The organism is Rhizobium ruizarguesonis (assembly GCF_012349115.1).
Taxonomy (GTDB): Bacteria; Pseudomonadota; Alphaproteobacteria; order Rhizobiales; family Rhizobiaceae; genus Rhizobium; species Rhizobium ruizarguesonis.
In genome coordinates, this window is the sequence record NZ_PQIG01000066.1 from 13,029 (window position 1) to 26,123 (window position 13,095).

Below are 13,095 nucleotides of genomic sequence, written 5' to 3' on the forward strand. Positions count from 1 at the left end.
CGCACCCCCTACCGCCACACCACGGCGAAGACGATGGTGGCCGCGACTACACCGGCGATCATCGCCAGAGCGTAATGGGTCACGACGCCGGTCTGGAGCCGCCGCAGCGCGTCGCCGCCGCGCAGGATCGAGCGGGCGACGCCGTTCACGACGGCGTCCACGCCGGTGAGATCGATCCACAGTCCCGCCCGTGCCGCCCCATGCAGGAGGGGTAGCGCTGCGGTCTCCGACACGTCACTCACCGCCTTTTCGTAGCGTGCCAACGGTTTTTCGGCGAACCACATGAAGAGCCGCGCGCCCTTGCGATAGAACCAGTCGGTGTCGAGGCTGATCGTGTCCTCGGGGTCGAGCGCCCTGAGGAACACCACGAATCCCAGGGCGGTGAACATCAGCAGGCCGAGGCTCTCCGTGATATGGGGGCCTGTGTAGGGTTCGAAGTCGACTGGATAGGGCAGAAGCGCATAAAGTGGCTGGGGAAACACCCCGATTGCAATGCAGAGCACCGCCGCCATGCCCATTGCAACCAGCATATTGCGCGGCGGCTCCCGCGCCTCCAGTTTCCGGTCCACGCCGAAAAACATGTAATACGGGAGCTTCAAGCCCGTGTGCAGGAACGTCCCCGACGACGCCATCGTCAGCGCCAGCACGACAAACGCCCGATGATCCTGTCCGGCAGCCGCAATCACCATCGATTTGGTGACGAAGCCCGAGAAGAACGGGAACGCCGAGATCGCGAAGGCGCCGACCATGTAAAGCGCCACGGTCAGCGGCATAGTCTTGTAAAGCCCGCCGAGCTCGGTGAGTTTGCGACGGCCGGTGACGTAGATGACTGCCCCGGCACCCATGAACAGAAGTGCCTTATAGAGGATATGCGCGAAGGCGTGGCCGGCAGCCCCATTCACCGCCATCTCGGTCCCGATGCCGATACCCGCGATCATATAGCCCACCTGGCTGACGATGTGATAGGCGAGCAGCCGCCGGCAGTCGTTCTCCAGCACGGCGTAGATGACGCCGTAGAGTGCCATCGCGGTGCCGAGCCAGACCAGAATCTCAGTCCCCGGAAACGCCCGCGCCAGCACATAGACGGCGGTCTTGGTGGTAAACGCGCTCATGAACACCGCCCCGGTGACGGTCGCCTCCGGATAGGCATCGGTCAGCCAGGCATTGAGCGGCGGCACGGCCGCGTTGAGGATGAAGCCGGCGAGGATCAGGTAGTCGCCGACCCCCATTCCCCCGTTGGTGAGGCCCCCCGCGATCGGGCCGAAAAGCAGTGAACCGGTGGCGAGCCCGTGGGAAATGATGCCGCCGAGCAGGACGACGCCGCCGGTGATATGGACCATGAGATAGCGGAACCCGGCCCGGATCGCCGGCCCGCCACGCTGCGCGAAGACCAGATAGGCGGAAGCGAACGCCATGCCCTCCCAGAACAGGTAGAGGGTCAGGTAGTCACCGGCAAACACCACGCCAAGCGCGCTGCCGACATAGACGAATGCCGCCACGTGCTGGCCGGCATCCGTCAGATGCAACGCGTAGACCATGCCGATCAGCGCCATGATGGTGAAAACGGTGGCGAAGACGATGCTGAGCTTGTCCACCTTTGCGATCAGGATCTCCTGCCCGATGAACCGCGCTTCGCCATAGCTGCCCGGCTCCATCGCAAGCACGACAAGGATCGCCAGCGCAGGGATCAGAAGCAGATAGGCCTTGCGGACCGACCCGCTGAGGAACGGGATCGGTAGGGCGCCAAGAATAAAGAGCAGAGCTGGATGGATGAAGTCAGTCATAATAGTCCTCGCGCCGCATCAGCCCGGCGCGATGGCCGAGAAACTTGGAAACGAAGATAAGCAGGACGCAGGAGACGAAGCCGTAGACGGCCGACCAGCCAGGCACGCTGTCCCACAGATATTCGGCGTGTTCGCGGAAGACCAGGAAGTCGGCGACGACGATCAGGACGAGCACCAGATAAAACAGCCGGCGGCGGCGTGTCGCATATGCCTCGTTGCCGAAATAATCGACGATGCTATTGATCATCTGACCACTCCTTCCGCCAAAGCCAGAAAATAGCCCGGGAAAATGCCCATCAACACCGACAGGAGGGCGGTTACGACCAGCGGGATCGTCATCATTGGAATTTCACGGACCGTCGCCGGACTTTCCTGCTCTTCCGTCCCGAAAAAGGCGGCATAGCTAACCGGCAGGAAGTAGGCGGCGTTCAGGACCGAGCTCACTAAGAGCACGATCAGGAACGCAATTTCTCCCGCCTCCACAGAGCCCAGCGCCAGATACCATTTGCTGACGAACCCCGCGGTTGGCGGCACGCCAATCATGCTGAGCGAGGCGACGAAGAATGCCCCCATCGTCCAGGGCAGCCTGCGGCCGACACCGGCCATGTCGCTGATGTTCCTTTTGCCGGACGCGCAATAAATCGAGCCGGCGCAGAAAAAGAGTGTGATCTTTGAGAATGCGTGAGCCGCGATGTGGATGATCCCGCCGACCATCGCGACCGGCGACAACAGAACCGCGCCCAGCACGATGTAGGAGAGCTGGCTGACCGTCGAATAGGCGAGCCTGGCCTTCAGGTCGTCCCGCGTCAGGGCGTAAACCGACGCCATCAGGATCGTGAACGAAGCCAGATAGGCCGTTACGATGCCGAGGCCCAGCCCGCCCACTAGCCCCGTGCCGAAGACATGGAACACCACCCGCAGCACGCAGAACACGCCCATCTTGACCACTGCCACTGCATGCAAAAGCGCGCTGACCGGTGTCGGCGCGACCATCGCGGCGGGCAGCCAGGCGTGCATCGGCATCACAGCGGCCTTGGCGAAGCCGAAAAGATAGCAGAAATAGATGACCGTCAGCAGCGCCGCCGAGGCATCGCTCCCCGCCAGCAGCCCTCCCGCGACAAAGTCGAGCGACCCCGCAATATGGTAGGTCAGCGCCAGTGCGGCGAGCAACGCGCTTTTCGAGGCGCCCATCAGATAGACGAGGTACTTGCGGCTGCCCCTCCATCCCTCTTCGTCCTCGTGGTGGTAGACGAGCGGATAGGTAACGAGGCTGAGCACTTCGTAAAAGATCACCAGCGTAAACAGATTGGCGGCGAAGGCGCCGCCGGCGGCGGCCGCAAGACTGCTGGCGAAGCAGGCGAAGAACCGGGTCTGCGCATGCTCGTTCAAATGCCGCATGTAGCCGACCGAATAGATCGCCGCCACGATCCACAGCAGCGACGAGACGGTGGCAAACACCATGCCGAGCGCATCGACCCGGAAAGCAAAGTCAATCCCCGGCAGAATCTCGAACAGGCGCAGTTCGACCGTCCCGCCCGCGAGCACCGTGGGCGCCATCGACACGACAATCGCGAACATGGCGATCGCGGCCAACGGCGAGACCAGATCGCGAAGTCTCTCGCGCTTGTTCAAAAGGAGAACGGCAAGGGCCGCCAGACCGGCGACGGTGACGGCAAGCAACGGCCGGATCGATACAACCGGGTCCAAAGCCGCTATCCTTTCATCACCGTCACGTCGTCGACCTTGAGGGTGGATTTGTTCCTCACGAGGGCGACCAGGATTCCGAGGGCGACGGCAACCTCCGCCGCGGTGATTGCGATGACGAAGATCGCGAAGATCTGCCCGCGGAAATCGGCGTGGTAACGCCCGAAAGCGATGAAATTGATGTTGACCGAGTTGAGCAGCAGCTCCAACGACATCAGTACGACTAGAATATTGCGCCTGAGCAGCACGCCCGCCGCTCCGATCACGAACAGGACCACTCCGAGCACAATATACCACCAGAGCGGAACCATCACCCCTGCTCCTTCCGCGCCAGCATGATGGCGCCGACCAGGGCTGCCAGCAGGATTACGGAGGCGGTTTCAAACGGCAGGAGATAGTCGGCGAAAAGTGCTGTGCTAAGCTGCCGGATGTCATCGCCGCCGCGCATGGCGACGGGCTCCATGACCGAAAAGCGGTCGCTCCAGAGCAGCAGCACGAGCATCTCGACCCCGAGCAGGACGAGCAGTACCAGAGCCGGGAGGTTGCCGCCCGGCAAGAATCGCTGCAACACGGCTTCGCGCACATCGATCATCATGATCACGAACAGGAACAGGACCATGATCGCGCCGACATAGACGAAGATCTGGATGACCGCGAGCAACGGTGCCCCGAGCAAGACGAAGATTGCCGAGACCTGCAGGAAACACGCCATCAGCGCCAATGCGCTGTGAACCGGATTGCGCGCCAGGACCACCGTCAGGGCCGTGATCACGGATACCGCAGCGAACAGAAGAAAGAACCCCTGATCCATCGACGCCGACCCTCCGACGCGAACTGGTACCCGGCGCGAGACGGCCGGATTCGAGATTGCGCCGCAAATTCCGATGCGTTCACAAATTGTGCCCTAATATCGGATTTTTCACAAGATTATTGTCATTGGCGGAGCAAACCAGGCCGGTCCGGATGTGGCGAAGGTCGCTTGCGAAGCGCGCGCTTTCGATAGCGCCGTACCGATTTTATTGTTCCATAGGCAAATGGCTTGGGCCGGTCGGTACCGACGTTTTGTTACGGCGTAGTGGGAAATTTCTTCCAAATCACACCGGCTGTTCCGCCGAAGTTACAAGTCTCTGTGGCTTCAGGCCCCCGCAACCAAACTTTCCTTCCAAAAATCAAAGCGCTCCTCGTGGAGCAGCCCGCTCGGCGGGCAATCGATTCACTGGATCGATTGCTTATCCGCCTCGCCTCGTCAGGCTCATAACCTGAAGGCCGCAGGTTCAAATCCTGCCCCCCAACCAGAATTTACCAATTATCTAATTATCAACAAGAAAGCCCTCCCATCGTGGAGGGCTTTCTTGCGTTTAAGGCCTGGCACACGGCTAGCATTGGGTAAACACCTCGGGCACGAGCGTCACCTGATTGACCAAGGTGCGGGGAAAATCGCGCTTACACTCTTCCGGTGCAAATCGAGATTGTAGTTCTCCAGAATCCGTGAGATTCTTCAAAGTCGGATGAAAATAGCGTGCGAACAACAAAGCGTCTCGACGTTTTCGGCGGGCGTCCAAACGCAGGTCGTGCCCTGATTGTCTGACGGGCTGCTTAACCCGCCAAGGGAGGACGACAATGACTGTACGGCCAGACCGGACTTTCCACGCGACTGCCAAGCTCGCAATGCAGGCGCCAGTCGAAAATTTTGCGTACACTTTGATGTTGAGTCCCGACTTCTCTCGGCCTGATGGATTAGCAATAATTGACGTAGACCCGAAGTCAAAGGACTACGGCAAGGTCGTCCATAGCGTGATAATGCCAAACAAGGGCGACGAGTTTCACCACTTCGGCTGGAACGCGTGCTCTTCGGCCCTTTCGCCGCTGAACGGTCACCCGTTTCTCGAGCGCCGGTTTCTGATCATTCCCGGTATTCGATCTTCGCGCATCTACGTAATAGACACCAAGGGCGGACCGACCAAAGCCAAAATCCACAAGGTCATCGAGCCAGAAGAAGTGTTTGCCAAGACGGGCTATTCTAGGCCTCATACGATTCACTGCGGTCCGGAAGGTATTTATGTCTCGACGCTTGGGGGCGGTGGCCCTGAGGGCACCGACGGACCTCCCGGCATCTTTGTCATGGATTGCGAGACGTTCGATGTCATCGGGCGCTATGAGATCGATCGTGGGCCACAGGACAAGCAGTATGATTTCTGGTGGAACCTGCCACGCGACTACATGGTATCGAGCGAGTGGGCACTTCCGCCCCAGTTCGAGAAGGGCATCGTCCCGGAAGATCTCCTGTCGAACAAATACGGACACCGGGTGCATTTCTGGGATTTGCGCGAACGCAGGAACGTGCAGACCATTGATCTGGGAGTCAATCACCAGATGGCACTGGAAGTCCGCCCCGCCCATGACCCGGTAAAAGAATACGGTTTCCTTGGAGTGGTCGTTGACACGACGAACCTTGAGGGATCGATCTGGACATGGTGGCGCGAGGACGGCAAATTTCATTGCGAAAAGACGGCGACTATCCCGCCCGAGGCAGCTGCGAAAGATGACCTTCCCCCGCTTTTGCAGGGCTTCGAGGCGGTCCCGCCGCTGGTAACCGACATAGACCTATCGCTCGATGACCGCTTCCTCTACGTATCCTGCTGGGGGACCGGTGAGATGCGCCAATATGACGTCACCGATCCTATGAAGCCTAAGCTTGCAGGGTCCGTCCATATTGGCGGCATCACGCGCAAGACCAAGCATCCCGGCGGCGGCGACTACAGGGGCGGCCCGCAGATGGTCGAGATCAGCCGCGACGGCAAACGCGTTTACTGGACCAACTCCCTGTATTCGACCTGGGACGACCAGTTCTATCCCGATGGTATCCCGGCAGCCATGGTCAAGGCTAGTGTCGGCGAGAACGGTGGGATCACCCTGGACAAGGACTTTTATGTCAAGTTCCCCGAGGGGTATCGCTCGCACCAGATTCGTCTGGAAGGCGGCGATTGCTCGACGGATTCATTTTGCTATCCATCGGTGTAACCGACTGCTCGGGTCAACGAAGCGATGAGCGAGTGGACGACTGCCGGGTCTCTCTGGTTGGCCGTCATCGCCAGCGGCATTTATCACGGCGTCAACCCCGGCATGGGCTGGCCGTTGGCCGTCTCGGCCGGACTGTTGGACAGACGTGCCAGCGAATTGTTCCGGGCGCTCGGCCTTTTGGCAATGGGCCACTTTGTGGCGATGATTGGCATCCTGCTGCCCTTCGGCGCGATGCTGACGCTGATTGTCTGGGAACGACAGATCCGCATCGCGGCCGGGTTGATCGTGATCGCAGCCGGAATCTATCTCTTGATCAACCGGCGCCACCCGCGTGTTCTTGCCCGTATCCCGCCGGCGCAACTGGCGTTGTGGTCCTTCGCGGCTGCCACCGCGCATGGCGCCGGGCTGATGCTGGTGCCGATTTATCTGGGCCTGTGCTTGGCCGGGGAACCGGATGTCGGACACCAAGCGGCTGCCACGCTCATGACTGGTAATCTGATCACCGCCACCGCCGTCTCCGTGGTCCACGCGGCCGCCATGATTGTAAGTGGCGGCGTTATCGCCATTGCCGTCTATCGATGGCTCGGACCCAAGTTCATCTCACAAAGCTGGTTCAATCTCGATATCGTGTGGGCCGCGAGCCTGATCCTGGTGGGGGGAATTGGGATCGCGAGTCTCGGATTCGCTCAGTAGGCCCGAGGCCCTCGATGGTAACGACAAGCGCATAGCACACGATGTTGTAAGCGCAATTGCTGAGCAACGGTCCGCGAGCGAGCCAATGGTTGCATACAGGCCCAATCATATCGGCTGGATCGCCACAGAGTTTCTGACAACTTGCGCGGGTTCTGCCGATGACCGCTTCTGCTTGGTCTTCCGGTCCGCCTGATCGACAATCCCGGCCAGCGCCACGACATCGCGTTGGCCGAGGATCTCATCGACGGCATCAATGCCGATGCAGCCATTGCCGACAAGGGATATGACGCAGACCATCTCGTCGACAAGATCACCGGAGCCGGAACCCAAGTCGTCATCCCGCCCAAGTGCAATAGGAAAATCCTGCGCTCTTACGACGTCGATCTTTACAAGGAGCGCAACAAGATCGAACGCATCTTCAACAAGCTTAAGCAGTTCCGACGCGTCGCAACCAGATACGACAAGCTCCTCGCCAACTTCATGGGCTTTGTAAAACTCGCCGCAATCGCCATCTGGCTCAAATAGTTAAATCGTCACTACGACCTAGTATCGAGTGAAACTTTTTGCATCGGAATTACGCCGCCAATTTCGGTACATAGCGTTCGACTAATCGCAGGAATCGGGTGTTGCGAGCCCCTGCAACCAAATTCCTCTCTAAAGATCAGCACCTATCTTTTTATCGCTGGCGGAAAAGCTTCGCTTTCCCTGGCGATGGTAGCTCCTCGTTCGCAGAGCTCACCATAACCTGAAGGGTGAGAGGTCGATCGGGCCCCGCCCGATAAAACAGTCCAGTGGACTGTTTTAAGACCCGAACGGGGCAAAGCCGGCCCCCGCAACCAAACATTCCCAAATACACATACTTAAAAGCCCCGGACCGCAAAAACGGCCGGGGCTTTGCTGCTTTTGCCAAATGACGTGGCCATGCGAGATTTGACGTTGGGAACCGCTGCAGCAAACTCAGCCACGTTCCGGCAACTGTCGTGAAACATGCCCGATCGGTCCTCGGCGCCTTTCCTGGTCGGGATACTGTTTCCAGACAGCGTATCGCCACACATTGCGCTTTACAACTATATAACATAGTTGCTACGTTTCTAGCAATAGCGAGACAGGCCTTCTGACTGGTTGTTGGGCTGCCGTTTATGAAGGAAGCTGCGACGATGTCTGGGACCTATGCTACTTTTTCCGACGATAGTTTTGCGAGCCGAACCGTTCTTATCACGGGCGCAGCGAGTGGAATGGGTCTTGAAACTGCAAGGGCCTTCGCCAGCAAGGGCGCGGAAGTCGTCATGGCCGATCGTGATGAGGCGGGGCTGAAGCGCTACGGGGCGGAACTCCGTAATGGAGGCGCGGCTGTTCATACCGTGACGGTGGATGTCAGCAATCAGGAGAGCATCGACAAGGCCTTCGATTATTGCGACGCCAATCTCGCGCGTCTCGATAACGTCGTGACATGTGCGGCGATCATCACAGCCAAGCGTATATTCGAGCAGGATCGGGCGCATTGGCACCGCGTGCTCGATGTCAATCTGCTCGGCACCTTTTTCATCGTGCAGGGCGCAGTCAAACGCATGCTCGACAATCCCGATGGCGGCAACATCGTCTGTATCGCCTCGGATGCCGGCGTGCATGGCGGCGGCGGGCTGATTGCCGATACCGCCTATGCGGCATCGAAAGCCGGGACCCTGTCGATGGTCAAGTCGGTGGCGCGGGAACTTGCGGGCAAGAAGATCCGCATTAACGCGCTGAACCCCGGGCCGACGGATTCCCCGATGCACTCCCATATCGACCAGTCGCTGAAGGACCGTATTGCCGGCAATCTGCCGATGCGGCGCATGGGGCGGCCGGAGGACATGGCGGCGGCAATCATGTTCCTGTGCTCGGATGCAGCCAGCTTTACCTACGGCGCCGCGCTCGATGTCGATGGCGGATCGATGTTCCGCTAGACGGGGAGGGGATAAACGTATGCAGCAGACAGCCCGCCGTTATGCCTATTCGGCCGATATTCCCGAACTCGATGATGTCGATGTGCTCGTCATCGGGGGCGGACCATCGGGATTATCGGCCGCGGTCGCGGCGGCACGTCTTGGCGTGCGGGTACGTCTTGTGGAGCGCTACGGCTTCCTCGGCGGCAATCTCACGGCGGGCCTCGTCGGCCCCTGCATGACCTCCTATTCGCTCGATGGCAGCCAGCAACTGATCCGCGGCATCTACGAAGAATTCGTTCAGCGGATGATGGCGCTCGGCGGCGCGCTGCATCCGAGTACCATCCCGGCAGGTTCGGCCTATTGCGGCTTCATCGTCTACGGCCATGACAAGGTGACCCCTTTCCAGCCTGAGGCGGCGAAGGTCGCGGCGCAGCGTATGTGCGTCGAGGCAGGAGTGGAATTGTTGCTGCACACCATGGTCGTGGATGCCATCGTCGATGACCATGATGCGGACAATCCCCGGGTGCTCGGGGTTGTTTGCGCCGGCAAGGGCGGGCTGAGGAGCGCTCGTGCGAAGGTCGTCGTCGATTGCTCGGCTGATGGCGATGTCGCCCATTATGCCGGCGTCCATACCCGTCAGGGGCGGGAAAGCGACGGCCTTTCCCAGCCGCAAACATTGTTCTTCCGCGTGCAGAACGTCGATGACCAGGTGGTGGAGGATTACATCCGCGCGCATCCGCAGGACTTTCGGCCTTTCGCCTCGATCGTCGCCAAGGCGACGGCAGAAGGCCGCTTTCCCGCGCCTCGCCGCGGCATCGGCCTCTACAAGACCATGGAACCGGGCGTCTGGCGCATCAATACCGGCCGCGTGTTGCGCCGCAATGGGGCTGATTCCCTTGAGCTCTCGCTTGCCGAGGTTGAAGGCCGCGAGCAGACAGTGGCGCTGCTCGATTTCTTCCGCGACAATCTGCCCGGCTTCGAACAGGTGGAACTGCGGGACACGGCAACCCAGATCGGCGTGCGGGAAACTCGACGGATCGATGGCGCCTACGAACTGACGCTGCAAGACTTGCATTCCGGCCGCGCCTTCGACGATGTCGTGGCGTTGTGCGGCTATCCGCTCGATATTCACGACCCCACAGGTTCGGGCGGTGGGACCGGCGGCCAGGGACTTGATGCGGCCAATATCTACCAGATACCTTACCGGGTCATGCTGCCGCGCGCTCATGAGGGCCTGTTGGTGTCCGGCCGCGCCGTTTCGGCGACGCATGAGGCGCTCAGCGCCATTCGCGTCATGCCGCCCTGTTTTGCGCTCGGCCAGGCGGCCGGTGTTGCTGCGGCACTTTCGGTCGGCAACAGGGCAAGCCCTCGGCATGTCGACTACGCGGATTTGCGAAGGGAACTTCTGGCCCAGGGCGCTTATCTTGGCTGACGGAAGGAGAAAGCGGGGAAGCGATACCCGCGTTTTAAGCCTTCAGATGAAGGGTCACCAGCACGGTGCACTCAGCGCCATCGGCAAAGCGGGTAGCAACCCGCAGCCAATTGCCGAAGGCGTTGAGCCTGGCCACGGCAACGCCGTCCTGTTCGCAGGGCATGGCGAATTCCGTTCCTTCCCGAACCCAGTGCATGCCGTCAGGCGAAATTTCCACCCAGCCCTTGGGTACAGTGCCGACGGGAGGCTTCAATGCCCGAATAAAGAACACGGCTTCATGCGCCCAGCCAGCCTCATAGGGTTCGCTCGCGGCGTCACCGCTCCAGCGCTCATTGCGGGTTATCACCGCCGTGATGTTTTCGGGAAGCATCAAAAATCCCCTGAAATGCAGATGGAATCGACATAGAGAAAGGCGCGCTTGGCGACATCCGTCTCGGCGAACAGGCAGAAGTTCAGCATGCACCAGAGGTTTTTCATCGCCGGAATCCGGATCGACTCGAAGCCGGATACATCGAAATTCCGGTCGTTGCACTGCAAGCCGGTCGCCTTCATGGAGGCCAAGTCGAAATCGAAGCGCATATAGCTCCAGTTCACCTTCGTCGGGATCTCGTTGTAGCAGAGCCGTTGTTCACCATCGGGCAGGTCCAGCCAGCCTTCGGGCGCCAGGTGATAGTGGCTTACGGTCTTGTCTTCCCGGCCGATGGCGGTGAAGGACGTGGTCTCACGTTTGTACTGCCATTTCTGCAGGTGCTTGCCGTCGAGTGCGTTGAGAAAGCGCAGATGTGGCATAACCCGCTCGCCGTCTCCGTCGCGATCGCCGCATTGCAGGTCGAACAGGAAGCCGACCGATCGCACGTCGGTTTCCGATAGTTTCAGCTCCGTCGCCTCCGGCTTGAACGTGAAGAAAATCTCGAAGCGGATCGGCCCGCGCTTGCGGAAGGTATGACGCTTGATTGCAACGTTCTGGGCACCCGGTTTTGCCTTTGTGGCGATCTTGAGCGCATAGGACGAATCCATGCCGCCGTGGGAGCCTGCATCCCAATGCCCGAGAGTTGAGAGCATGGCGCTCGAGTGCTGGGCAAAACCGGGCAGCATGACGTCGAGTGTGTCCTCGTAATTGCCGACCAACTGTGACCAGCCGCAATGCCCGCGCGAAAAATCGTCAAACGACAGGATGCGCGGCAGAGGATCGAAACGGCTGAGCGCCGGATCTGCGCGAAGCATGGCGAGCCTCATGGCTTCCATTATGTCGGCTGTGGAAGAGGGGGCTGATGTCGTCATTATGGTGTTGACCTCACTGTACGCGGAGCCGTTTGACGGCGTCCCAATCGATTTCGATGCCGAGACCCGGCCGTGTCGGCACGTCGAGCTGGCCATTCTTCTGGCGCAGGCAGCCGGGCACCAGATCGGCCAGGTCGCGCTTGAAGGGGCTAAGATCGCATTCGCATTCCATCACCCGGAAATTCGGAAGGGCGGCGGCCAGATGCGCGCTGGCCGTCTCGCAGATAATGCCGGACATGCCGATATGCGGGGCGTAGCCCACATCATGGAGAGCGGCATAGTCGGCCATGCGCCGTGTTTCGGATATGCCGCCGGCACGAGCGACATCTGGCTGCAGGATGGAAAGGGTGCGGTTGGCGACAAGACGCTGCGCCTGATCGGCGGTAAAGTTGCTCTCTCCGGCTGCGAGCGGCACGTCGCAGCGTTTGCGAAGTTGTTCGTAGCCTTGCTCGTTTTCCGGCGCCAGTGGCTCCTCGAACCAGAAGTAGCCGTTGGCCGAAAGTGCCCTGCCGACCTCGATCGCCTGGTCCAGATCATAGGCCCAGTTGGCGTCGACACAGAGCTCGATATCGTCGCCGGCGCGTTTGCGCAGCCGTTCGATGCGCCGGCAGGCTTCCCTGACGGGATTGGCCATCTTGACTTTGATGCGCGGGAATCCTTCGCCGATATAGCGCTCCAGTTCCCGATCTGCCTCAGCATCGTCGACCCAGTTTACGGCGGCGGCATAGACCTCGATTGCTTCCCGACCGATGCCGCCAAGCAGCTTGGCGATCGGCATGCCGGCGGCCTTGCCCATGATGTCCCACAGCGCAATGTCGACGCCAGCGATCGCCTCGATCAGCATGCCGCCGGCGCGGCCTGACAGCGAGCGCCGCATGGATTGCCAGAGCGCGCCGATGTTGCGTGCGTCCTGTCCGATCAGCCGTGGTTTTAACGAGGTTTCGATCAGTTCCGCATAGGCCTTGGGCGAAAATCGGGCCAGCACCTCACCGACGCCGACGATGCCAGCATCGGTGCGCACCTCGATGAGAACCATCGAGACCTTGTGATAGGTGCCCCAGGACGTGACGGTCGGTTTGGGCAGCATCTGGCTGAGCGGATGAGCGACGACATCTGAAATGAGGATCGCCTGTCCGATCGAACGTTGCACGGAATCCATCGGCTCTTTCGTTCCCAATATTTTGCTTGTTGCTCCGGGTTTTGCTCGCTGCTTTGGGGCGCGTCTGTTATTCCTAGCTAGATGTTGGCGACTTGG

General features: G+C 60.2%; 12 protein-coding genes and 1 pseudogene. 5 read left to right on the forward strand and 8 right to left on the reverse strand.

The genetic code is table 11. The features are described from left to right. Positions 1–8: 8 nt before the first annotated feature. The 5 genes from C3Y91_RS08745 to C3Y91_RS08765 are packed head-to-tail and all read right to left on the reverse strand — an operon-like array spanning position 9 to position 4,299. Positions 9–1,784 (reverse strand): Na(+)/H(+) antiporter subunit D, encoded by a 1,776-nt coding sequence (locus tag C3Y91_RS08745; RefSeq protein WP_168575253.1) that lies wholly within the window; start codon positions 1,782–1,784, stop codon positions 9–11. Further along, positions 1,777–2,031: a hypothetical protein gene (locus C3Y91_RS08750; RefSeq protein WP_075225432.1), complete on the reverse strand. Its 255-nt coding sequence runs from the start codon at positions 2,029–2,031 to the stop codon at positions 1,777–1,779. The genes C3Y91_RS08745 and C3Y91_RS08750 overlap by 8 nt, the downstream gene beginning before the upstream one ends. Continuing rightward, positions 2,028–3,491, reverse strand: coding sequence for a monovalent cation/H+ antiporter subunit D family protein (locus tag C3Y91_RS08755; RefSeq protein WP_024319314.1), 1,464 nt, complete (start codon positions 3,489–3,491; stop codon positions 2,028–2,030). Before C3Y91_RS08755 ends, C3Y91_RS08750 begins: the two co-directional genes overlap by 4 nt. A gap of 5 nt (positions 3,492–3,496) precedes the next feature. Further along, the gene (gene nuoK / locus C3Y91_RS08760; protein ID WP_007819572.1) at positions 3,497–3,799 is read right to left on the reverse strand and encodes an NADH-quinone oxidoreductase subunit NuoK; all 303 of its coding nucleotides are present in this window, start codon (positions 3,797–3,799) and stop codon (positions 3,497–3,499) included. Then, positions 3,799–4,299 carry an NADH-quinone oxidoreductase subunit J gene (locus tag C3Y91_RS08765; protein WP_024319315.1) on the reverse strand — a complete coding sequence of 167 codons (501 nt, stop codon included), beginning with the start codon at positions 4,297–4,299 and terminating at the stop codon, positions 3,799–3,801. The genes nuoK and C3Y91_RS08765 overlap by 1 nt, the downstream gene beginning before the upstream one ends. A gap of 809 nt (positions 4,300–5,108) precedes the next feature. On the opposite strand from C3Y91_RS08765, the gene C3Y91_RS08770 reads away from it, so the two are divergent. The 5 genes and pseudogenes from C3Y91_RS08770 to C3Y91_RS08790 all read left to right on the forward strand — a co-directional run bounded on the left by C3Y91_RS08770 (position 5,109) and on the right by C3Y91_RS08790 (position 10,559). Further along, positions 5,109–6,509, forward strand: a complete 1,401-nt coding sequence (locus C3Y91_RS08770) for a selenium-binding protein SBP56-related protein (RefSeq protein WP_024319316.1) — start codon at positions 5,109–5,111, stop codon at positions 6,507–6,509. Positions 6,510–6,533: 24 nt separating this feature from the next. Next, complete coding sequence (locus C3Y91_RS08775) at positions 6,534–7,202, forward strand: hypothetical protein (protein WP_018073609.1); 669 nt, start codon at positions 6,534–6,536, stop codon at positions 7,200–7,202. A 171-nt stretch (positions 7,203–7,373) separates the two neighbouring features. Continuing rightward, a pseudogene (locus C3Y91_RS08780) lies at positions 7,374–7,727 on the forward strand (IS5 family transposase); the annotation flags it as partial. A gap of 614 nt (positions 7,728–8,341) precedes the next feature. After that, positions 8,342–9,145 (forward strand): SDR family NAD(P)-dependent oxidoreductase, encoded by an 804-nt coding sequence (locus C3Y91_RS08785; RefSeq protein WP_024319318.1) that lies wholly within the window; start codon positions 8,342–8,344, stop codon positions 9,143–9,145. 19 nt (positions 9,146–9,164) lie between these two features. Then, positions 9,165–10,559 carry an FAD-dependent oxidoreductase gene (locus tag C3Y91_RS08790; RefSeq protein WP_130675700.1) on the forward strand — a complete coding sequence of 465 codons (1,395 nt, stop codon included), beginning with the start codon at positions 9,165–9,167 and terminating at the stop codon, positions 10,557–10,559. Between the two features lie 34 nt (positions 10,560–10,593). On the opposite strand, the gene C3Y91_RS08795 is transcribed toward C3Y91_RS08790, so the two are convergent. Genes C3Y91_RS08795 through C3Y91_RS08805 form a run of 3 tightly spaced genes read right to left on the reverse strand, consistent with a single transcriptional unit; the run spans position 10,594 to position 12,999 of the window. Next, a complete protein-coding gene (locus C3Y91_RS08795; RefSeq protein WP_018073614.1) occupies positions 10,594–10,929 on the reverse strand; it encodes a hypothetical protein in 336 nt (111 codons plus the stop codon). Continuing rightward, positions 10,929–11,795, reverse strand: coding sequence for a DUF6772 family protein (locus tag C3Y91_RS08800; protein ID WP_018073615.1), 867 nt, complete (start codon positions 11,793–11,795; stop codon positions 10,929–10,931). Before C3Y91_RS08800 ends, C3Y91_RS08795 begins: the two co-directional genes overlap by 1 nt. Positions 11,796–11,853: 58 nt before the next feature. Then, positions 11,854–12,999 (reverse strand): mandelate racemase/muconate lactonizing enzyme family protein, encoded by a 1,146-nt coding sequence (locus tag C3Y91_RS08805; protein ID WP_168575254.1) that lies wholly within the window; start codon positions 12,997–12,999, stop codon positions 11,854–11,856. Positions 13,000–13,095: the final 96 nt, after the last annotated feature.